Source organism: Microbispora sp. NBRC 16548 (assembly GCF_030268985.1).
GTDB lineage: Bacteria > Actinomycetota > Actinomycetes > Streptosporangiales > Streptosporangiaceae > Microbispora > Microbispora catharanthi.
Window position 1 is genome coordinate 58,836 of sequence record NZ_BSSF01000023.1, and the last position, 20,845, is coordinate 79,680.

Here is a 20,845-nt window from a genome sequence, read left to right on the forward strand (position 1 = left end):
AGGACACCATGAAGGCAGTCGTGTACGAAGGACCCCGGCAGGTCGGCGTCGAGAACGTGCCGGACGCGCGGATAGAGATGCCCACCGACGTCCTGGTCCGTGTGACCACGACCAACATCTGCGGGTCGGACCTGCACATGTACGAAGGCCGGACCGACCTGGAGCCGGGCCGTGTCCTCGGCCACGAGAACCTCGGCGAGGTGGTCGAGGTGGGGCCGGGAGTGGTACGCGTCCGCGTCGGCGACATGGTCTGCGTGCCGTTCAACGTCGCGTGCGGCTTCTGCGCCAACTGTGAGAGCGGCCTGACCGCCTTCTGCCTCACCACCAACCCGGAGCCGGGGGTGGACGGGGCCGCTTACGGCTTCGCGGACATGGGCCCGTACAACGGCGGCCAGGCCGAGCTGCTGCGCGTGCCGTTCGGCGACTTCAACTGCCTGGTCCTGCCGGACGGCGCGCGGGAGAGGCAGACCGACTACGTCATGCTGGCCGACATCTGGCCCACCGGCTGGCACGCGACCCAGCTCGCCTGTGTGCAGGCCGGCGACTCGGTCGTGATCTACGGGGCGGGGCCGGTCGGCCTGATGGCCGCCTACTCCGCGACGTTCAAGAGCGCGGGCATGGTGATGGTCGTGGACCGCCACCCGGACCGGCTGGCCAAGGCGGAGGAGATCGGGGCGATCCCGATCGACGACTCCAAGACGTCGCCGGTCGACCAGGTCATGGAGCTCACGCACGGCAGGGGCGCCGACCGGGGCTGCGAGTGCGTGGGCTACCAGGCGCACGACCCCCAGGGGCACGAGCATCCCAACATGACGCTGAACAACCTCGTCAAGTCGGTGAGGTTCGCCGGGACGATCGGGGTCGTGGGCGTGTTCATCGCCATGGATCCCGGCAGCCCCGACGACCTCTACAAGCAGGGCGAGATCGCCTTCGACTACGGGATGTTCTGGTTCAAGGGCCAGACCATGGGCAACGGTCAGTGCAACGTCAAGAACTACAACCGGCAGCTCTGCACCCTCATCCACGAGGGGAAGGCCCGGCCGTCGTGGGTCGTCTCACATGAGCTGGATCTGGACGACGCGCCCGGCGGCTACGAGCACTTCGACCGGCGGGATCCCGGTTGGACCAAGGTCGTCCTACATCCCGCCGGCACCGGCTGACCCTCCCGTGGCGGCCGCGGGCCCCGCGGTCCGACCGTTGGCAGTGAGGGGGACGCGCCATGCGCATGCCGGACGCGCGCTTGCTCAAGCAAAGGCTGCACGACGCCTTCAACAGGCACGATCTGGACGAGGTGATCCAGTGTCACAGTCAGGACGCGGTCCTGGTGACCCCGGCGGGCGTCGCGGAGGGGCACGAGCAGATCGCCTCCTACTACGAAGATCTGTTCAGGGGCTTCCCCGACATGCGCATGACGGTCTGGCACGCCGTCCTGTGCACCGATCCGGCGGTGACCGAATGGCTGCTCACCGGCACCCACACCGGGCCCTTCCTACTGCCCGGGGGCCAGGTGCTGGAGCGAACCGGCCGCCATGTCGCCGTCCGGGGCACCAGTACCTGTTCGGTGGGCAACGACAAGATCATCAGTCACCGGATGTACTTCGACCAGCTGGAGCTCTACATCCAGCTCGGCGGGCGCCTCGTCTTCGACGAGCAGCTGTCGCCGCGTGAGCGGCGGGCAGAGGACTGAGCGATGCCGGCAGAGGACATGGGCGACATGGTGACGGTCGAGCTGTTCTTCCAGTGCAGGCACGACGTCGTCAGCGAGGAGATCCGGGTTCCACGGGCCGACTGGGACGCGATGAGCGCGGGCCAGCGCGACGCGTACCTGGCCGACCGCGTCGACGCGCTCGTGAGCGCGAACTCCAGTGCCGGTTGGAGGGAGATCTAGGAGGGGTAGCGGCCGGGCGATGGCCCGTCGTGGGAGTGGGTGAGAGCGTGGGCGCACTGAAGGTGGCTCTCGTGGGGTTGGGCGTGGCGGCCCAGGTCGTGTACCTGCCGCTGCTCGCCAAGCGGCGGGACATCTTCCAGGTGTCCGCCGTGTGCGACCTGGACGGCGACCATGCAGAGACGCTCGGCCGGGAGTTGGGCGTCAGATCCTACGACCGCGCCATCGCCATGCTGGAGGCGGGCGGGTTCGACGCGCTGATCGTCCTCACGCCCGGTTCTCACGGGCCGCTCGTGAAGGCGGCCCTCGCCTGCGGCTGCTGGGTGCTGTGCGAGAAGCCGCTCGCCTACAGCCGGGCCGAGCTTCGCGGCATCCCCGGCGACGCGCGGCTGATGGTGGGTTATGTGAAGCAGTACGATCCGGCCACGCAGCGCCTGCTGTCGGCGCTCAGCGAGGCGGGCGGCGCCAGGGCGGTGCGCCGTCTGGACGCCACCGTCCTGCACCCCTCCGAGGAGTCGCAGCTCCTGTTCGCAAGAGCGCGGGTGTCGAGGCCGGCGTCCGAGCGGCTCGCCCCCTACCTGGAAGCCGACGACGAGGCGATCACCGAGGCTCTGGGAACGGTCCCGGAACGGCTGCGGCGCCTCTACTCCCAGGTCTTGCTCGGCGACGTCCGGCACGAGCTGTCCGTCATGCGGCTACTGGTCGGCTCGCCCGCGACCGTGGACCATGTGTCCGTCTGGCCGGACGACGTCTTCCCGCCCTCGGTCGAGGTGAGCGGGAGACTGCCGGACCCCGCGCGCGGCAGGTACGGCCTGTGCTGGCACCACCTGCCGGACTACCCCGTCTACCGGGAGACGATCGCCGTACACCACGACCACGGCTCGCTGGAACTGTGCTTCCCGACCCACTACCTGCTGAACGCCCCGACGAGCCTCACCGTCCTGTCGCGGACCGGCACGGCCGAGCGCACGGTCGCCTACCGCGACCTCGCGGAGGCGTACGAGCGGCAACTGGTGGCCTTCCACCGGTTTGTCACCCAGGACGAACCACCGCTCACCGGGCTCGACGGGGCGTTGAAGGACATTGTCACTGCGCAGCGGATCACCCGCCGCCACGCCGAGCAGACGGGGCTCCCCGTCGGCGGCGAATGCGTGGAGTAGGGCGAGTGTGGGCGGCATGGCGACCAGGGACAGCGTCCGCTCCTGGCTCCTGGAGGGGCTTCAGCACGAGGACGTGATGCCCGCCGGGCCCCACGTGGTGGAGGCGCCGCACAGGCGGCATGCCTGGTGGCGGGTCATGTGCCTCACCGGTCTCGACTACTTCTCCACCCTGGGCTACCAGCCGGGGATCGCCGCGCTGGCGGCGGGCCTGCTGTCGCCCGTCGCGACGTTGTTCCTCGTCGCGCTGACGCTGTTCGGCGCGCTGCCGGTCTACCGGCGGGTCGCGGTGGAGAGTCCGCACGGCCAGGGCTCGGTGGCGATGCTGGAGCGGCTCGCCCCGAGGTGGTGGGGCAAGCTGTTCGTCCTGGTGCTGCTCGGGTTCGCGGCCACCGATTTCGTGATCACGATGACGCTGTCGGCGGCCGACGCGACAGCGCACATCATGGAGAACCCCTTCGTGCCGCGTGCCCTCCAGGGGCACCAGTTGGCCGTGACGCTCGGCCTGCTGGTGCTGCTCGGCGCCGTGTTCCTGCTGGGCTTCAGCGAGGCGATCGGCCTCGCGGTCGTCCTCGTGGGCGTCTACCTGTCACTCAACGTTGTGGTGGTGACGGCGGCCGTGCTCCATGTCGCCGACCGGCCCATCCTGGTCGTGGACTGGAAGCAGGCCCTGCTGTCCTCGCACGGCGGGCCGGCGTCGATGGTGCTGCTGTCCCTGCTCGTCATGCCCAAGCTCGCCCTCGGCCTGTCTGGGTTCGAGACCGGGGTGGCCGTCATGCCGCTGATCAAGGGGGACCTGGCGGGACGGATCAGGGGAGCCAAAAGACTGCTGACGACGGTGGCCCTGGTCATGAGCGTCTTCCTGATCGCCAGCAGCTTCGTCACGAGCGTGCTGATCCCGCTGCGGGAGTTCCGGGAGGGCGGCAGGGCCAACGGCCGGGCCCTGGCGTACCTGGCTCACGCCTATCTTGGGAACGGGTTCGGCACGCTGTACGACGCGAGCACGATTGCGATCCTGTGGTTCGCCGGCGCTTCCGCGATGGCGGGCCTGCTCAACCTGGTTCCCCGTTACCTTCCCCGGTACGGCATGGCCCCCGACTGGACGCGGGCGGTCCGGCCGCTTGTCCTGGTCTTCACGGCCGTCGCGTTCGCCATCACCGTGATCTTCCGGGCGAGCGTGACGGCGCAGGGCGGGGCGTACGCCACCGGAGTCCTCGTGCTGATCCTCTCGGCGGCCGTCGCGGTCACGGTCTCGGTCCACCGGCGTCGCAGGCGCGCGGCGACGGCGGCGTACGCGGCCATCGCCCTCGTCTTGACGTACACGCTGGTGGCGAACGTGATCGAGCGGCCGGACGGTGTCAAGATCGCGTCGTTCTTCATCGCGGCCATCGTGGTCACCTCGCTGATCTCCCGAGCGACCCGGTCCACCGAACTGCGGGTCACCCGCGTGGTCCTCGACCCCCTGGCGGAGCGGTTCCTCCGCGAGGTGCCCGGCGACGAGGTCCACCTGATCGCCAACGAGCCGCAGCAGCGCGACCGGGCGGAGTACGAGGAGAAGCTGCGTGAGCAGTGGCGCAACCACCGGCTGGATCCCGCCACACCGGTGCTGTTCGTGGAGGCCACCGTCCCGGACGCGTCGGAGTTCCTGACAGAGCTGCGCGTCCGGGGCGAGGAGCGGTACGGGCACCGGATCCTCCGGCTGGAGAGCTCCTCGATCCCGAACGCGCTGGCCGCCCTGCTGCTCTACATCCGGAACCGCTTCCGCAAGCTGCCGCACATCTACTTCCACTGGGCCGAGGAGAACCCCGTCGCCGCGATGCTTCGTTACCTGGTGTTCGGAGTGGGCGACGTCCCGGCGATGACCCGCGAGATCCTGCGGGAGGCCGAGCCGGATCCCGAGCGCCGTCCCCGGGTGCATGTCGGATAGGCCGTCAGGCTTCCGCGTTTGCGCCACTCGGATGGGGGTATCGGCTGCGGGACCGGGAGGCGAGGCTCATGACTGATCGCCTGTTTTCGGATCGCCGGGACGCGGGCCGGGATGGCGATCTTGCCCGGTGTTCTCGATCAGCTGGCGTTGAAGTTCGAGGTCGTGCTGCCGCATCTGAACGAGCGGCAGCGGCGGTTGCTGATGGCGGCTGAAGCCCGGTTACTGGGGCATGGCGGGGTTCGTGCGGTCGCTCGGGTCGCCGGGGTCAGCGAGTCCACTGTGCAGAAGGGCGTGTTCGAACTCGAGGACGGCGGGGATGTGCTGCCGGACGGGCGGGTGCGCCGTGAAGGCGGTGGGTGTAAGAGCGTCGAGGAGCAGGACTCGCGGGTGCTGCCGGCGTTGTTGGCGCTGGTCGAGCCGGACGAGCGGGGCGACCCGGAGTCGCCGCTGCCGTGGACGACCAAGTCCCTGCGGCGCCTGGCGGAGGAGTTGGCCCGGCGGGGGTATCGGGTATCGCCGCCCACGGTCGGGCGGTTGCTGCGTGACAACGGGTTCAGCCTGCAAGGCAACGCCAAGACCTTGGAAGGCAAGCAGCACCCAGAGCGGGACGCGCAGTTCCGCTATATCAACGAGCAGGTCAAGGACCATCAGGCCGCAGGCGAGCCAGTGATCAGCGTCGATACCAAGAAACGCGAGCAACTGGGCCGGCTCCCTCACCCAGGCCGCGAGTGGCGGCCGAAGGGCGACCCGATCGAGGTTGAGGACCACAGCTTCTTCTTCACCGGGCCGGACGTCGATCAGGCCATCCCGTATGGGATCTACGACATCGGCGCGAACACCGGCTGGGTAAACGTCGGCATCGACCACGACACCTCAACGTTCGCGGTCGCCTCGATCCACCGCTGGTGGCAGGCACGAGGCCGCCTGGACTATCCGGACGCCTCCCGGCTTTGATCACCGCGGACGCGGGAGGCTCCAACGGCTACCGGCTCCGGGTCTGGAAGGCCGAGCTTGCCGCCCTGGCCGCGGACACCGGCCTGGCGATCACCGTATGTCATTTCCCGCCGGGCACCTCGAAATGGAACAAGATCGAGCACCGGCTGTTCTCCCACATCACGATGAACTGGCGTGGACGGCCGCTGACCTGCCACGAGGTCGTCGTCAACACCATCGCCTCAACGAGCACCCGTACCGGGCTGCGGGTCGAAGCCGAACTCGACACCGCCTCGTATCCGCTGGGCGTCACGGTGAGCAAGGCCCGATTCGCCGAGCTGCCGATCCACGCCCATCCCACCCACGGCTCCTGGAACTACACGATCCACCCCGCCCTGGTCGCCGCCGACCGGCCACCCGTCGTCGGCATCGACCGCGCGCAGATCCGCGCTGCCGCACTACGCGCCCTGGCCGACTCCCGGCTGACCGGCATGACCGAAGCCCAAATGGACGACCTGGCGCGCCAGCTCGCCCCCGAGCCCAGCGTGATCGGCCGCATGTAGAGCCTCCACACAACCCGGAGCACTTCAGACAGCACATTGGCGATCTTGTAAAGCCAGTACCTGTGGGGGGCATCCGGAGCGTCCTGGTGGGTGTCGCCGCCGACGCCCCGTCCGCCACCGGCGCCCCGGTCCACCTCACTTCGAGGGCACCCGGCTCGCGGGCTGAGGGCGGACTCGTCAGCCGATCGTCGCGGCGAAGCGCCGCTTCATCGTGGCGACCACCTCGTCGGGGTCGGCGGCCCAGATGTCGGCGTTGAAGATCTCGACCTCGATGTCCCCGCGGTAGCCTGCGGCGTCCACGGCGGCGGTGAGCGGGCCGAAGTCGATGACGCCGTCGCCCATCAGGCCGCGGCCGAGCAGCGTGTCGGCGGGCAGCGGCACCAGGAAGTCGCTCACCTGGTAGCTCGCGATCCGCTCACCCGCCCGCTCGATCTGGGTGAGCACCTCGGGGTCCCACCAGACGTGGAAGGTGTCGACCACCACACCCACCTGCTCGGCCGGGTACCGCTCGGCCAGGTCGAGCGCCTGGCCGAGGGTGGACAGCACGGCGCGGTCGGCGCAGTACATGGGGTGCAGTGGCTCCAGGGCCAGCCGCACCCCGCGCTCGGCGGCGTACGGCGCCAGCAGGGCGAGCGCCTCGGCGACCCGGACCCGCGCCTCGGCCAGGTCGCGGCTGAAGCCTGGACGCGGGCCGCCTCCGGGGGAGATTCCGGGAAGTCCGCCCACGACCAGGACCAGGCAGGCGGCGTTCAGGGCGGCGGCCTCGTCGATCGCCGCGCGGTTGTCCTTGAGTCCGAGGTCGGGGCCGGTCAGGAAGCCGCCCCGGCACAGGGAGGAGACGCGCAGTCCCGCGTCTGTGACCAGTTTCGCGGTCGCGGCCAGGCCGTGCTCGGCCACTGCCTCCCGCCACAGCCCGATCGCGTGGATGTCGTGCCGGACGCATCCGTCTACGGCTTCGCGCAGAGACCAGCGGCGGGTGGTCCACTGGTTAAGGGAAAGGCGGGCGGGGGTCATGTGGTCACTCCGGCGGTGGCGAGCAGGGCGCGCATACGTGCGGCGGCCAGGTCGGGGTCGGGCAGGAGCCCGGCCTGGTCGGCGAGGCGGAACACCTGGGCCAGGTGGAGGATCGACCGGGCGCTGTGCGCCCCGTTGACCATGACGAAGGCGTCCTGGTGCCCGGCGAGCCAGGCCAGCAGGACGACGCCGGTCTTGTAGTGGTATGTCGGCGCCTCGAAGACCTTCCGGGCGAGCGGCACGGTCGGGGCGAGGACGGACGCGAACCGCTCGCGGTCTCCGCCGTCGAGCGCGTGAAGGGCGGCCGCCGCGACGGGGGCGATCGGGTCGAAGATCCCGAGCAGCGCGTGGCTGCCACCCGCGATCAGCTCCGGATAGTTGAAGTCGTCGCCCGTGTAGAGCCGCACACCGCCCGGCAGCCGTTCGCGCAGCCGCACCTCATGATCGGCATCGAGCAGCGACACCTTCACCCCGTCCACGCGTGCGGCGTTGTCGTGGACGAGCGCGAGGAACGCCTCGGTGGCGGCCTGAAGATCGTGCGATCCCCAGTAACCGGCCAGGGCGGGGTCGAACATCTCGCCGAGCCAGTGCAGGATCACCGGCCGGTCGGCCTGGCCGAGCAGCCTGCCGTAGACCTTGTGGTAGTCCTCGGGGCCGCGGGCGAGGCGGGCGAGTTGCCTGCTGGCCATGACGACGACCCGGGCGCCCGCGTCCTGGACCGTCTCGATCTGCTCCAGGTAGCCGGCCACGACCTCCTCCAGGGTGGCGGCCCCGGGCAGGTGGTCAGTGCCGGCGCCGCAGGCCAGCAGGCCGGGCGGGTCGCCGAAATCCCGGGCCTCGGCGGCGCTGCGCCGGATCAGCTCCGCCGTGGCCGCCCAGTCCAGGCCCATGTTGCGCTGGGATGTGTCCATCGCGTCGGCCACCCGCAGCCCGTACGACCACAGGTGGCGGCGGAAGCGCAGGGTGGCGTCCCAGTCGAGTGCGGTGGGGGAGCCGGGGGAGTGGTCGGTGAGCGGGTCCGCCACCACGTGCGCGGCGGCGTAGGCGATCCGGCTCGTGGGCGACGACGGCGGGGGAGTCCAGGTGACCGGCTCGCGCATCCGGTAGGTCTCCAGCCGGCGCTCCGGGGTGGGGAGCGTGATAACGGTCATGCCGAGACTCCGGGCACCTCGACGCGCACACCCTGGGCGGAGGAGCGCAGGCCCAGCTCGGCGACTTGCACGCCGCGGGCGCCGGAGGCGAGGTCGTGCGTGAAGGGCGCGTCCTCCACGACGTGGCGCACGAACATCTCCCACTGCGTCTTGAAGCCGTTGCCGAACTCCGTGTTGTCCGGCACCTCCTGCCACTGGTCGCGAAACGGCTCCGTCACCGGCAGGTCGGGGTTCCACACCGGCATCGGTGTCGAGGCCCGGTGCTGTACGCGACAGCGGCGCAATCCGGCCACGGCGCTGCCGTGGGTGCCGTCCACCTGGAACTCCACCAGCTCGTCGCGGTTCACCCGGACCGCCCAGGAGGAGTTGATCTGCACGATCACCCCGCCGGTCAGCTCGAAGATCGCATAGGCGGCGTCGTCGGCGGTCACCTTGTACGCCCGGCCGTGTTCGTCTACCCGCTCATGGATGTGCGTAACCGCCCGCGCGGTCACCGCCTCGACGCGGCCGAACAGGTTCTCCAGCACGTACGCCCAGTGCGGGAACATGTCGAGCACGATGCCGCCGCCGTCCTCGGCCCGGTAGTTCCAGGAGGGCCGCTGGGCCGGCTGCCAGTCGCCCTCGAACACCCAGTAACCGAATTCGCCGCGCACCGAGAGGATCCGGCCGAAGAAGCCGCCGTCGATCAGACGTCGCAGCTTCAGCAGCCCAGGCAGGAACAGCTTGTCGGCGACGACGCCGTTCTTCACACCCGCCTCGCGGGCCGCCCGCGCGAGGGCAAGCGCGTCGGCGAGGTTCTCCGCCGTCGGCTTCTCGACGTAGACGTGTTTGCCCGCCTCGATGGCCCGCATGACGGCCCTGACCCTGGCGTTCGTGGTCTGCGCGTCGAAGTAGACGGCGTTGCGGTCGTCGGCGAGGGCTGCCCCGAGGTCGGTCGTCCAGTCGGCTATGCCGTGCCGCGTTGCGATCGCCTCCAGCTTGGCCGCGCTCCGCCCCACCAGCACCGGCCGCAGCAGCACCCGGCCGCCGTCCGATAAGGCGACCCCGCCCTGCTCGTTGATCGCCAGGACCGAACGGACCAGGTGCTGGCGGTAGCCCATGCGCCCGGTCACGCCGTTCATGACCACGCCGAGGGTGTCCATCCGTTTCTCCTCGTGTGTGAGAGCTCGGACTGGAAAGCGCTTTCCCATAGAACGGAAAGCGCTTTCCACTACGCTGGACCGTACGGCCGGGGCGGTCGGAACGTCAACCGGTACGCCGTTCGGAACATGACCACGAGAAGGCCACAATGAGGACCATGAGTGCGAAGCGCGGCGCGGTCACGCTGGAGGACGTGGCGAGGGAGGCCGGGGTGTCGCTGGCCACCGCGTCGCGCGCCATCAACGGCAGCGCACGCACCGTCCGTCCGGAGATCCGCGAGCGGGTCGAACGGGCGGCGCGGACGCTCAACTACACGGCCAACGCTCAGGCCCAGGCCGTCGCGCGGGGCCGCACCAACCTGATCGGGCTCGTCGTGCAGGACATCGAGGACCCCTACTTCTCCTCGATAGCCGCCGGGGCTATGAAGGTGGCCGAGGCCAACGGTCTGATGGTCAGCATCGCCGGCACCGGGAGACGGCCGGACAAGGAGGTCGAATACGCCGCCGCGATGCGCGGCCTGCGCGCGGCGGCCATCGTCATCGCCGGCTCCCGTACCGACGACCGCGACGCGCTCGACCGGCTCGGCGCCGAACTCGACGCCTTCGAACGGTCGGGCGGCCGGGTCGCGCTCATCGGCCAGCGACGGCTGCCCGTCGACACCGTGGTCGTCGCGAACCGCGCGGGTGCCCGCGATCTCGGCGTCCGCCTGGCGGGTCTCGGCTACCGTTCGTTCGGCGTGCTCGCCGGCCCGCGCGACCTGCTCACGGCCGCCGACCGGCTCGCCGGCTTCACCGAAGGCGTGGCGGCCTCGGACGTCGTCGTGCCGCCTGAGGCGATCGTGCACGGAGAGTTCGACCGTGACGGTGGGCACGACGCCATGCTCGAACTGCTCGCGCGCCGCGGCGAGGTCGAGTGCGTGTTCGCGGTCAACGACGTCATGGCGGTCGGCGCCCTCGCCGCGCTGCGGTCGCGCGGGCTCGAGCGCACGGTCGCGGTCGCCGGATTCGACGACATCACCACCCTGCGGGACGTCACTCCCGCCCTCACCACGGTGCGCCTGCCTCTGGTCGAGATCGGCGAAGCCGCGCTGGAGATGGTCCTGCGAGAACCGGCGGACCGCCCCCGCCGGCGGCTCGTCCGTGGCGAGGTCGTCCTGCGGGAGAGCACGCCCGGCATGCGTCGCGGCTGACCTCCTCCGGCAGCGCCCGGTCAGCGCAGGAAAGCGGCGGCCACTCGAGCATCACAGGTCAGCCGCGCGACCGAGCAGGTCGGGCCGCCGTCGAGTGGTGCGGGTACGCCGATCGAGTCCTGGCTAGCCGATAGCGTGATGCCACCCGTACGAGTGTGACGGTGTCACCATGGCCGGCGACGGATCGTCGATCAGTCTCGCCGGCATGAACCCTGCCGCCTCCAACGCGCTGAGAGAGCTGAGTGAATCCGGCCTGCCCACAGCCGCCGCCCGAGCGACGGACCACACCCGGGGCCGATGCCGTAAGAGTTCAAGACCTTCAGTGGCGCTCTGGAGCATCAAGCGCCAGACATACGCGGCGTGCTCTCCCGAAGGCGTACGGCCGTCGGAATCCATACTGTGGGGATGCTGTCGTCATCGGCGAGTGCGAGTCGCATGGCCTCGAGCCCGGCCTCCCTTAGGGGGACCGCTACGGTGGTGAGCGCCGGCACGACATCCACTGCCGAACTTATGTCGTCGAAACCGGCGACCGCAACGTCACGACCGGGCACCAGACCCGCGTCCCGCAGAGCGCTCATCACGCCGAGCGCCATCACGTCGTTGACCGCGAAGATCAATTCGAGTTGACGCAGGCCGCGTTCGACGAGTTCACGGGCCGCTTCATAGCCGCCGCTCCGGGTGAACTCCGTCTCCATGGCGAAGTTCTCGTCCATGGTGATTCCTGACTCTTCCAGGCCGGTGACGAAGCCCGTATACCGGTCGTACGACGTCCTTATCCGGTGCGGCGCGTGGATGATGGAGAGCCTCCGATATCCGGCGCCGGCCAGCTCACGCGCCAGCAGCCTGGCGCCGTCGACGTTGTCGATGGCGACGGTGGGGAAAGGCAGCTCAGGTTGGCTGATCAACACGACGCGGCCACCTGCCGCGCGGTACTGCCTGAGCTCGTCGATGAGCGCGTCACGTGTGTCGGTGTCGTCGATACGGCTGCCGGCGATGATGATGATCTGCGGACGTTGTCCGCGGAGCGTCCTGACGAGCTGGACTTCGCGGTCGGGTGAGCGGTCGGCAACGGTCATGGTCACGACGAGACCGTTGGCCTCGGCGGCGTCGGTGATACCGGCGGCTATGGAGGCGAAATAGGGGTCGGCCACGTCGCTCACCACCAACGCGACGGTTGGTATCGACCCCTTCGCAGTAGCCTGCGCCGACACATGTGGCACGTAACCAAGCCTGGCTGCCGCGGCGAGGACACGGGAGACGTTCTCCGACTGGACGTTGCGAGTGCTGCCGTTGAGGGCACGAGAGGCCGTGGCGGCGGAGACGCCGGCCTCCCTGGCGACATCCTGCAATGTCACCGAAGAGGGGCGTTGCCTCGCTGTGGCTGTGAGGCGTGAAGACGCGGGCGTCTTCGAGCGGTCATCCATTGCACACCTTTGGTAAAGCACATCCGTACAGCGAGCTACATCAAACATGGGAAATCGCATTCCAAAGTCTGTCCGCGCGAGGCCCTGCCGTCAACCGCGGTGCCTCTGCGCGCGAGCCGCGTACGGCTGATGCGGGCAGGCGACGGACAGGCGGGCGGGGGCGGCCCGGATCAGGCGCGTGGAAAGGACCTCGGGTGGATCCTGGTGCGGGGTCTGTCAACACTTTTCGCCAGGTCCCTCGGGTTCAGGCGTCGCGCAACCCCTTCGGCGAGCTCACCTGCTCCGGGGCATGGTGCTATCGCGAATGACCAGATTACCCCGAGCCGTGAAATTCGTAGGCTGGGTACGAGTGGCCAGGGCCAAACGAATCGACATGGTGCCGACATCGGCGAGCGGGAGGGCAACGGTCGTCAATTGAGGCGTCACGTCGACCGCGAGTTGGATGTCGTCGATTCCGGTCACGGACACGTCGTCGGGTACTTTGACGCCGGCGGCCCGGAATGCCGACATCGCGCCGATGGCGACCATGTCGTTTATGGCGAGAACAGCGTCTGTGCCCTCAAGACCCCGCTCAACCAGCGCACGGGCCGCATCGAAGCCGCCCTGACGGTTACCTTCGCAGCTCACCACCTGAATGAGGGGCTTTTCTGCTTCGGCGCTGGTGAGCCCGTCGATGAACCCCGAGACGCGGGCGGAGAAGTTGGCGCTTCCGTGGCTGCCGCCGAAAATGACGACTTTCCTGTGGCCGGAATTCGCGATGTAGTTCCCGACCGAGTATCCGGCTCCGTGGTTGTCGAGATCGATCGAATCGAACGCCTCGTCCGCCACGCCCACGATGACGACTCGCCCGCCCTCCCGCTCGTAGGCCTGCAATTCCCGGAAAAGCTGTTCTTCGAGGGCGTTGGACTGCAACCGGCCGGACGTCAGGACAAGCGCACGCGGCCGCAGGCCGCGCAGCAGCCGAACGGTTTGCAGTTGCTTGTCTGGTGTCCCGCGAGTCGAGGAAACAGTGACGAAAGCGCCTGATTTGCGGGCCTGTCGTTCCATCGCCGCCACGACCATGCCCATCGAGGGTGTGGTGAGATCGTCGGCGACGAGCGTGATCGCATCGCTCGCCCGGCGCATCGCCCGTGCCGACGCGTCCACGGTGTAACGCAGCGCGGACGCTGCGGCGAGCACACGTTCCGCGTACTCGGGCGCGACCGTACGGGAGCTGCCTCCGAGCACCCGGGAGGCCGTCGCGACCGAGACACCCGCCGCCGCTGCGACATCACGCAAAGTGACGGTGGATCGGGGCGGATGGGGCATCTGCTGGTTCCTCCCGTGCCTGGCGACCGCTCGGTCGATGTGACGATACTCGACCGCGGGCGAACGCTTGGGCGGCCCCACCCGTGCTTTCGGCCTCCCGTGCGACGGTGCCCTGAACCCGTCTCATCGTTGAAAGCCGCTGGTAGAAGACGCTGAGCGGCGGGGCCGGAACTGCCCGATCGGGCGCTCACGGGGCGGCCGGCTGCGGAACGAACGATGGCCGATCGATCAAGTGGTGCTTATTGACTCACTTCCAGAGCAAGCTTATGGTGCGGAATGCGTTTTCCCATATTTGCAGTGCCGGAGCCAGGTGCTCGAGGAAGGTCCACCCCCCGATGAAGATCAGATCAGTCGCCGCCGGCGCCTTGCTGCTCGCCGGCACACTGCTGGCCTCCGCGTGCTCGGCGCCGGCCCCCCACGCGCTGCCCGAAGCGCCTGCCCAGGCCCCCGCGCTGCCCACGTCCCCGGTCACGCTCAACATCCTCGACGTGTCTGGCGACCTGGCGCACATGAAGCAGGTGATCGAGAACTACAAGGCCGCGCATCCCAAGCTCGTCTCCGGCATCACCTACGAAACAGGCTCTCCCGCCGACGTCGCGGGCAAGCTCGCCGCCCAGCAGGCCGCGGGCCGCGTCTCGATCGACATCGTGCTCACGGGCATCGAGGGACTGTCCAACATGCGCGCCCGGAACACCCTGCTGCGGCTCCTGCCGAACTATCAGTCCGCGTTCCCGGATCTGACATCCCAGCTCACCGCGTCCGGCTCCGTGCTGCAGAACGCGGGCGGCGGGTACGGCATCCTCGACTCCGCGGACCCCAACGGGCCGCTGCTCACCTACTCCGCGTCCAGGGTCGGCACCCCGCCCACCACTGCCGAGGCACTGCTCGCCTGGGCCAAGAAGCACCCGGGCCGGTTCAGCTACCCCACGCCCACCGGTGGTTCGGGACCGGCCAACCAGTTCATCGACGCGCTGCCGCACATGCTCGGGGACACCGATCCCGGTGACCCGGCCACCTGGAGCAAGACCTGGACTTACCTGGCCGAGCTCAACAAGTACACCGGCAAGTACTTCGCCAAGACCGTCGAGGCCTTCGACGCCCTCACGACGGGCGCCATCGACATGACGGTCACCTCGGGCGGCTGGGACCAGCAGCAGCACGCCAACGGGACTCTCGGCAAGGACATCCAGGTCGTCGCCTTCGACGAGCCCAAGCTCGTCATCGAGGGCCGGTTCGTCACGGTCCCGCGCGGCATCGAGGCAGACAGGTTGGCGGTGGTCCTCGACCTGGCCAAGTGGATGCTCAAGCCCGACCAGCAGGCCCTCACCTATGCTCTGCACGGCAGCGGCTTCCCGGTGAAGGGAGTCGACCCGTCCTTGGCGCCGCCCGGCATCGCGGCCACATTCCAGAAGTTCGGCCGCCCCGAACTGGTCAAGAAGCTGCAGGACGAGGGCACGCCGATCGCGCCACTGGCGGGCGCTCAGGTGCAGGCCATGTTCGCGGCGTGGAACCAGAAGATCGGATCCCAGAAGTGAGCCGCAACGCCGCCTTCCGCGAGTTGCGGATCCGCGGGCTCGGCCGCAGGTTCGGCAACGGGTTCACCGCTCTCGACGGACTGGATCTCGCTATCGAGGGCGGCGAGTTCATCGCCCTCCTCGGTCCATCCGGATGCGGCAAGTCCACCGCGCTCAACCTGCTGGCCGGTCTGCTCGCGCCGACCAGTGGCTCGATCTGGATCGACGAGCAGCGCGTGGACACCCTGCCCCCGGAGAAGCGTAACTTCGGCATGGTCTTCCAGAACTATGCCTTGTTCCCCCATCTCACCGTCGCCGAGAACGTCGCGTTCGGGTTGAGGATGCGCAAAGTCGGCAAGGCCGAGCGCGCCAGGCGCGTCCTCAAGGCGCTGGAGTTGGTGCGGCTGACGGAGCAGGCCGGCAAGCATCCCGGGCAGTTGTCCGGCGGCCAGCAGCAGCGCGTCGCGATCGCCCGCGCCATCGTGGTCGAACCGCGACTCGTGCTCATGGACGAGCCGTTGTCCAACCTGGACGCCAAGCTGCGCCTGGACATGCGCACCGAGATCCGGCTGCTGCACCAGGAGCTCAGCCTCACGACGGTGTACGTGACCCATGACCAGGCCGAGGCCCTCTCGCTCGCCGACCGGCTCGTGGTCATGCGGGCGGGCGTGGTGCAGCAGATCGGCAGACCGTCCGAGGTGTACGAGCGCCCGGCCAACGCCTTCGTCGCCGCCTTCGTCGGCTACCGCAACGCTCTGCGGGGCCGCCTGATCGGCGGAGACGTCGAGATCGACGGTCTCGGCCGGATGTGCCACGGCGATCGCGCCCTGCCGGCCGAGGGTGAGGCGGTGGCGATGATGCGGCCGGATGACCTGGTGATCGGTGGTCCGGAGATCGGCAGGCCGATCTCGCTGACAGTGCGGGTGTGCGAGTACCAGGGGCGGAGCTTCGTGGTGGAAGGCCGTGCCCCGGACGGCACGATGCTGCACGCCGCCTCACTGGAGCCGCTTTCGCCCGGCGATCATGTTAGCGCTCACATCCTGCCGGAGAGAATCCGTGTCTTCCCACAGCCAGATCAGCTGACCAGTGAGGATCCGGCGCTGGTGGAAAGCGTGGCTCAGCCGTGAGCGCCGCCGTCGCACCTGAGCGGGCAGGCGGCAGCGGCCGGCGGGCTCGGGTCGGCGGGCCCGGGATTTCGCCGGTGCTGTGGCTGGTCGTTCCCGGCGTGTTGTTCATGCTGGTGTTCTTCGTCTACCCCCTCTTCTACGGCGTCGGTCTGTCGTTCCAGGGCGAAGGCGGCCCTCTCTCGGCGTATGAGGACTTCTTCGCCGACCGGTTCGTCAGCAACAACGGCAGCCGGGAGTCGATCCTCGTCACTCTCAAGCTCGCGCTCGCCGCGTCACTGGTCAACGTGGGCGCGGCGCTGCCCATCGCCTACCGGATGCGCGGCCCGATACGCGGCAAGCGAATCATCACGGCCACGGTGCTGATCCCCATGACCCTTGGAACCGTGTTCGTCGCCTCGGCGATGAACAACGTCCTCGGGCCGGCCGGCTGGGTCAACAAGGCGCTGCTGGCGGTCGGCCTGGTCGGCGAACCCCTCGCGCTGACCGGCAACTTCACCGGCGTGCTGCTGTCGCTGGTGATCAGCGGGTTCCCCTTCGCGTTCCTGCTCATGCTGGGTTACGCCTCGGGTGTCGACCCGAGCCTGGAACAAGCCGCCGCCGTACTCGGCGCCGGTCCGCGGGCCCGGTTCCGGCTCATCGCGCTGCCACTGCTGCTGCCCGGCCTGACCATCACGTTCTGTCTGTCGTTCGTGCTGGCCTTCGGAGTGTTCCCGTCCGCGACCCTGGTCGGCAACGACGCCGGACCCACCAGGGTGCTGTCCAAGATCGCCTACACCGAGTACGCGAACGCCCGGTACGCCACCGCGTCGGCCACCGCCGTGATCATGGCAGTCGTCCAGCTGGCGGTGCTCGGCCTCGTGCTCGCGTTGCGGAGCAGGCTCTACCACGGCTCGACGACGGGAGGGAAGGGATGACGGCCGACACCGCCTTACGACGCCGGATCACGCTCACCGGAGCGGTAACCTGGGCGGGCCTGTGGGCATTCATCGGCGGGCTGCTGATCGCCGTGCTGGTGGTCGTCCTGGCGTCGCTCACCCAGCAACTGAGCTCGGGCTGGCTGCCGGGACGGCTCACCATCAAGTGGTATTCCGGCGCGTGGTCCTATTTCGACCTGCCGAGCCTGCTGACGACGACGTTGCTCGTCGCGCTCGCCGTGGTCGCGCTGTCACTACTGGTGGCCGTCCCGACGGCGTTCGCCCTGTCGAGACTGAGCTTTCCCGGCAAACGCCTGGTCATGCTGCTGTTCCTGGTGCCGCAGGTGATCCCGACCATGAGCTACGCGGTGCCGCTGGCGACACTGGTATACCAGTTGCGGCTCAACGACACCGTCCCCGGACTGGTCCTGGTCAACCTGGTGCCGTCGCTCCCGTTCGCCGTCCTGGTCCTCATCCCGTTCGTCGACCAGATCGACCCCCGGGTCGAACAGGCTGCCCGCGTGTTCGGAGCGGGCACCCGCCAGGTGTTCGTCCGGATCCTGGCCCCCCTGATGGTTCCCGGGCTGCTGGCCGCCGGGGTGCTGACCCTCGTCCGTGTGGTCGGCCAGTTCGAGCTCACCTTCCTGGTCGCCGGACCCCACAGCCAGACCATCGTCGTCGCGTTGTTCGGCGCGTCCTTGCAGGCAGGCCAGCTGCCCTCCCAGCAGATCGACGCGATGGCCGTGATCTACATGCTCACCACTCTTGTCCTGCTTCTGATCGCGCTGCGGTTCGTGGACCCCACCTCGGTCGCCGCGCGGAACCGCCGCTGAGGAGTCATCCGCATGACGAACAGAAGACCTGTACGGGTCGCCATCGTGGGCACCGGCGGCATCGCGGAGGGCGCCCATGTGCCGGCCCTGGCCGCCCAGGGAGACCGCGTGCAAATCGTCGCCGCCTGTGACGTCGACCCCGAGCGTGTCAAGTCGTTCTGCGACGCCCACGACATCCCCGGCGCCTACACCGACCTCGGCGCGTTGCTGGAAGACGCCCAGCCGGATCTGGTCCACCTGTGCACTCCACCGGGCCTCCACGCCCAGCAGGCCCGGCGATGCCTGCTGGCGGGCGCGTGGGTGTGGATGGAGAAACCGCCGTGCCTCTCGCTGGCCGAATACGACCTGATCACCGAGGCCGAACAGAGTAGCGGCGCCTACGCCAGCGTGGTGTTCCAGCACCGCTTCGGCGCGGCGGGCCGGCACGCGGCCGTACTGATCGCCTCGGGCGAGCTCGGCCGCCCGCTGGTCGCCCATTGCGCCACCACCTGGTATCGCCCGCACGCCTACTTCGACGTGCCGTGGCGCGGGAGCTGGGAGAGCGAGGGCGGAGGCCCGACCATGGGCCACGGCATCCACCAGATGGACCTCATGCTGGCGCTTCTCGGCGACTGGAGCGAGGTCACCGCGATGGCCGCCCGCCTGGATCGGGACGTACAGACCGAGGACGTCTCGGTGGCGGCTGTCCGGTTCGACAGCGGCGCCCTGGCGACCGTCGTCAACAGCGTCCTGTCGCCGCGTGAGGAGAGCTACATCCGCATCGACCTCACCGAGGCCACTGTCGAGGTCAGGCATCTGTACGGCTACGGAAACGGCGACTGGACCTATACGCCCGCCCCGCATGTGAACAACCCTGCCCGGCTCACCGGCTGGACGGCTCCCCGCGGCGACGAACCGAGCTCCCACGCCGCTCAGCTGACCGCTCTGCTCGACGCCTATGACCGGGGCGAGAGGCCACAGGTCAGCGGCCAGGACGCGCGGCGCACGCTGGAGTTGGTGACCGCGATCTACCGGTCGGCGTTCACCCGGACCACTGTCACGCGCACCGACCTGACCGCCGACGACCCCTTCTATCACCGTCTGCACGGCGACACCGGTGGCTGGGCCGCGCCGGCTCCCAGCGAAAGCGAGTGATCGTGTCCCCCCTGACGCTTACCGGCTCTGACGATTCCTCCTTCTCCCTCACCGGGTACGGCGTGGAACTCCTGCGCTACACCTTCCGATCCGCCGCCGCCGCCTCCGAATGCCCGGCTCCGTACCTGCACCCGCTGCGCACCCTCGGCGGGCAGGTCGTCACGGCACACCGGCCGCACGACCACCGGTGGCACAAAGGGCTGGCCATGACGCTGTCGCACGTGTCCGGAGAGAACTTCTGGGGCGGTCCGACCTTCGACGCGAGCGCGCCCGGTCACGGCTACGTCCAGCTCGACAACGTGGGTCGCCTCCGGCACGAACGCTTCGACGTGCTGGAATGCGACGGGCGAGAGCTGCGGTTCGCCGAGCGCGTGACGTGGGTGACGACCCACGGGGAGGAGTGGATCGCCGAACTGCGCACCGTACGGGTCCACGATGTGGACCCCGACACGCGAACCTGGGTGCTGGAATTCGGCACGGCCCTGACGAACGTACGAGGTCGCGACCTCGACATCGGCAGCCCCACCACGGCGGGCCGGCCCAACGCCGGCTACACCGGGCTCTTCTGGCGCGGCCCCCGTGACATGACCCACGGCACGGTGCTGACCGACGAAGACCTCGCAGGAGAGGAGGCGATGGGCCGCGCGACGTCATGGCTGGCGTACCGGTCCCCCCACGACGAGGTCGACGCCGCCTCCACCCTCATCTTCGACCAGGACCCCGCGAACGCCGGCAAACCCGACCATTGGTTTGTGCGCAGCGAGCCGTTCCCCGCAGTGGCTCCCTCCTTCGCCTTCCACGAGGAGCTGATCCTGCCGGCGGGGGAGACCCTGCGGCGCCGCTACCGGATCGTCGTCGCCGACGGGCTGTGGGAACGCGACGCCGTCAACGAGTACCTGGGGGAGCACCCATGGTGATCTTTCCCGGTGGCACCGGTGTGTCGGGGCTGGAGGTGTACACCTGGGAGGCCGCCGACGGCTGCCACGGCGGGTCCCCCCATCTTCACACCGCCTGTACGGAAGGCTATGTCGTCGTCGAGGGACGGGGAGAACTCGAGACTCTCACGCCTGCCGGGCACACCCGCGTGCCGCTCCGGCCCGGCACCGTCGCGTGGTTCACCCCCGGCACGGTGCACCGGGCGGTCAATCACGGCGGGCTGCGTGTGCTCGTGGTGATGCAGAACGCCGGGCTGCCCGAAGCGGGCGACGCCGTCCTCACGTTTCCCCCCGAGGTGCTGGGAGACGCCGACGCCTACCGCATCGCCGCGAGCCTCGATCCCGGCGACCCGGAAGGCTCGGCGAGGCGGCGGCGGGACCTGGCCGTGGAAGGTTTCCAGATCCTGCGCGACCACCTGACGAGAGGCGATCCCGGGCCGCTGCTCGAACTTTACCGGCAGGCCGTCGAACTGGTCCGGCCACAGGCCGCGGCCTGGCGCGACATCGTCGCCGCCGGCCCCACCGCGGCCCTCGCGGCCACATCCCGGCAGATCGACGCGCTCATGGCGGGCGACGGCGGCCACCTGCGGGAGGCGGAAGTCCGGAAACTCGACGCTCCCACTCCAGACGACCGCGCGTTCGGCATGTGCGGTCGCCTGGAGACCTACCGGCCCGCCTGACGCGGAGCCGGCCTCAT

General features: G+C 69.3%; 18 protein-coding genes and 1 pseudogene. 14 read left to right on the top strand and 5 right to left on the bottom strand.

What is annotated here, in order from left to right; translation table 11 throughout:
• Nucleotides 1-8: 8 nt before the first annotated feature.
• The 6 genes and pseudogenes from QSK36_RS39240 to QSK36_RS39265 all read left to right on the top strand — a co-directional run.
• A complete protein-coding gene (locus tag QSK36_RS39240; RefSeq protein ID WP_183541735.1) occupies nucleotides 9-1,160 on the top strand; it encodes a glutathione-independent formaldehyde dehydrogenase in 1,152 nt (383 codons plus the stop codon).
• Nucleotides 1,161-1,219: 59 nt separating this feature from the next.
• Entirely contained in the window at nucleotides 1,220-1,687 is a 468-nt protein-coding gene (locus tag QSK36_RS39245) for an ester cyclase (protein WP_225898617.1), read from the top strand.
• A 3-nt stretch (nucleotides 1,688-1,690) separates the two neighbouring features.
• Complete coding sequence (locus QSK36_RS39250; RefSeq protein ID WP_183541738.1) at nucleotides 1,691-1,888, top strand: DUF7167 family protein; 198 nt, start codon at nucleotides 1,691-1,693, stop codon at nucleotides 1,886-1,888.
• A 47-nt stretch (nucleotides 1,889-1,935) separates the two neighbouring features.
• Nucleotides 1,936-3,045, top strand: coding sequence for a Gfo/Idh/MocA family protein (locus tag QSK36_RS39255; protein ID WP_285785901.1), 1,110 nt, complete (start codon nucleotides 1,936-1,938; stop codon nucleotides 3,043-3,045).
• A 16-nt stretch (nucleotides 3,046-3,061) separates the two neighbouring features.
• A complete protein-coding gene (locus QSK36_RS39260) occupies nucleotides 3,062-4,969 on the top strand; it encodes an APC family permease (RefSeq protein ID WP_285785902.1) in 1,908 nt (635 codons plus the stop codon).
• 111 nt (nucleotides 4,970-5,080) lie between these two features.
• Nucleotides 5,081-6,438, top strand: a pseudogene (locus QSK36_RS39265) (ISAzo13 family transposase); the annotation flags it as partial.
• Between the two features lie 204 nt (nucleotides 6,439-6,642).
• On the opposite strand, the gene QSK36_RS39270 reads toward QSK36_RS39265, so the two are convergent.
• From QSK36_RS39270 to QSK36_RS39280, 3 genes are read right to left on the bottom strand one after another with little or no spacing between them, the layout of a single operon-like run.
• Nucleotides 6,643-7,479 (bottom strand): sugar phosphate isomerase/epimerase family protein, encoded by an 837-nt coding sequence (locus tag QSK36_RS39270; RefSeq protein ID WP_183541741.1) that lies wholly within the window; start codon nucleotides 7,477-7,479, stop codon nucleotides 6,643-6,645.
• Nucleotides 7,476-8,630: a dihydrodipicolinate synthase family protein gene (locus QSK36_RS39275; protein WP_183541743.1), complete on the bottom strand. Its 1,155-nt coding sequence runs from the start codon at nucleotides 8,628-8,630 to the stop codon at nucleotides 7,476-7,478. The genes QSK36_RS39270 and QSK36_RS39275 overlap by 4 nt, the downstream gene beginning before the upstream one ends.
• Nucleotides 8,627-9,772, bottom strand: coding sequence for a Gfo/Idh/MocA family protein (locus tag QSK36_RS39280; protein WP_285785903.1), 1,146 nt, complete (start codon nucleotides 9,770-9,772; stop codon nucleotides 8,627-8,629). Before QSK36_RS39280 ends, QSK36_RS39275 begins: the two co-directional genes overlap by 4 nt.
• A 155-nt stretch (nucleotides 9,773-9,927) precedes the next feature.
• Here QSK36_RS39280 and QSK36_RS39285 point away from each other — a divergent pair, with 155 nt between their 5' ends.
• Nucleotides 9,928-10,959 (top strand): LacI family DNA-binding transcriptional regulator, encoded by a 1,032-nt coding sequence (locus tag QSK36_RS39285; protein WP_352241712.1) that lies wholly within the window; start codon nucleotides 9,928-9,930, stop codon nucleotides 10,957-10,959.
• A gap of 338 nt (nucleotides 10,960-11,297) precedes the next feature.
• On the opposite strand, the gene QSK36_RS39290 is transcribed toward QSK36_RS39285, so the two are convergent.
• Together QSK36_RS39290 and QSK36_RS39295 are read right to left on the bottom strand one after the other, a co-directional pair.
• A complete protein-coding gene (locus QSK36_RS39290; RefSeq protein WP_183541747.1) occupies nucleotides 11,298-12,383 on the bottom strand; it encodes a LacI family DNA-binding transcriptional regulator in 1,086 nt (361 codons plus the stop codon).
• 273 nt (nucleotides 12,384-12,656) lie between these two features.
• Nucleotides 12,657-13,691: a LacI family DNA-binding transcriptional regulator gene (locus tag QSK36_RS39295; RefSeq protein ID WP_183541748.1), complete on the bottom strand. Its 1,035-nt coding sequence runs from the start codon at nucleotides 13,689-13,691 to the stop codon at nucleotides 12,657-12,659.
• Between the two features lie 335 nt (nucleotides 13,692-14,026).
• Here QSK36_RS39295 and QSK36_RS39300 point away from each other — a divergent pair, with 335 nt between their 5' ends.
• The 7 genes from QSK36_RS39300 (at nucleotide 14,027) to QSK36_RS39330 (ending at nucleotide 20,828) form a co-directional block, all read left to right on the top strand.
• Nucleotides 14,027-15,226 carry an extracellular solute-binding protein gene (locus tag QSK36_RS39300; protein ID WP_285785905.1) on the top strand — a complete coding sequence of 400 codons (1,200 nt, stop codon included), beginning with the start codon at nucleotides 14,027-14,029 and terminating at the stop codon, nucleotides 15,224-15,226.
• Nucleotides 15,223-16,332: an ABC transporter ATP-binding protein gene (locus QSK36_RS39305; protein WP_183541753.1), complete on the top strand. Its 1,110-nt coding sequence runs from the start codon at nucleotides 15,223-15,225 to the stop codon at nucleotides 16,330-16,332. Before QSK36_RS39300 ends, QSK36_RS39305 begins: the two co-directional genes overlap by 4 nt.
• A gap of 74 nt (nucleotides 16,333-16,406) precedes the next feature.
• Complete coding sequence (locus QSK36_RS39310) at nucleotides 16,407-17,246, top strand: ABC transporter permease (protein WP_285785906.1); 840 nt, start codon at nucleotides 16,407-16,409, stop codon at nucleotides 17,244-17,246.
• Nucleotides 17,243-18,079: an ABC transporter permease gene (locus tag QSK36_RS39315; protein ID WP_183541755.1), complete on the top strand. Its 837-nt coding sequence runs from the start codon at nucleotides 17,243-17,245 to the stop codon at nucleotides 18,077-18,079. Before QSK36_RS39310 ends, QSK36_RS39315 begins: the two co-directional genes overlap by 4 nt.
• Before the next feature lie 12 nt (nucleotides 18,080-18,091).
• Nucleotides 18,092-19,213: a Gfo/Idh/MocA family protein gene (locus QSK36_RS39320; RefSeq protein ID WP_183541757.1), complete on the top strand. Its 1,122-nt coding sequence runs from the start codon at nucleotides 18,092-18,094 to the stop codon at nucleotides 19,211-19,213.
• A gap of 2 nt (nucleotides 19,214-19,215) precedes the next feature.
• Nucleotides 19,216-20,130 carry a DUF6807 domain-containing protein gene (locus QSK36_RS39325; protein ID WP_285785907.1) on the top strand — a complete coding sequence of 305 codons (915 nt, stop codon included), beginning with the start codon at nucleotides 19,216-19,218 and terminating at the stop codon, nucleotides 20,128-20,130.
• A complete protein-coding gene (locus tag QSK36_RS39330; RefSeq protein WP_285785908.1) occupies nucleotides 20,124-20,828 on the top strand; it encodes a cupin domain-containing protein in 705 nt (234 codons plus the stop codon). Before QSK36_RS39325 ends, QSK36_RS39330 begins: the two co-directional genes overlap by 7 nt.
• Nucleotides 20,829-20,845 lie beyond the last annotated feature (17 nt).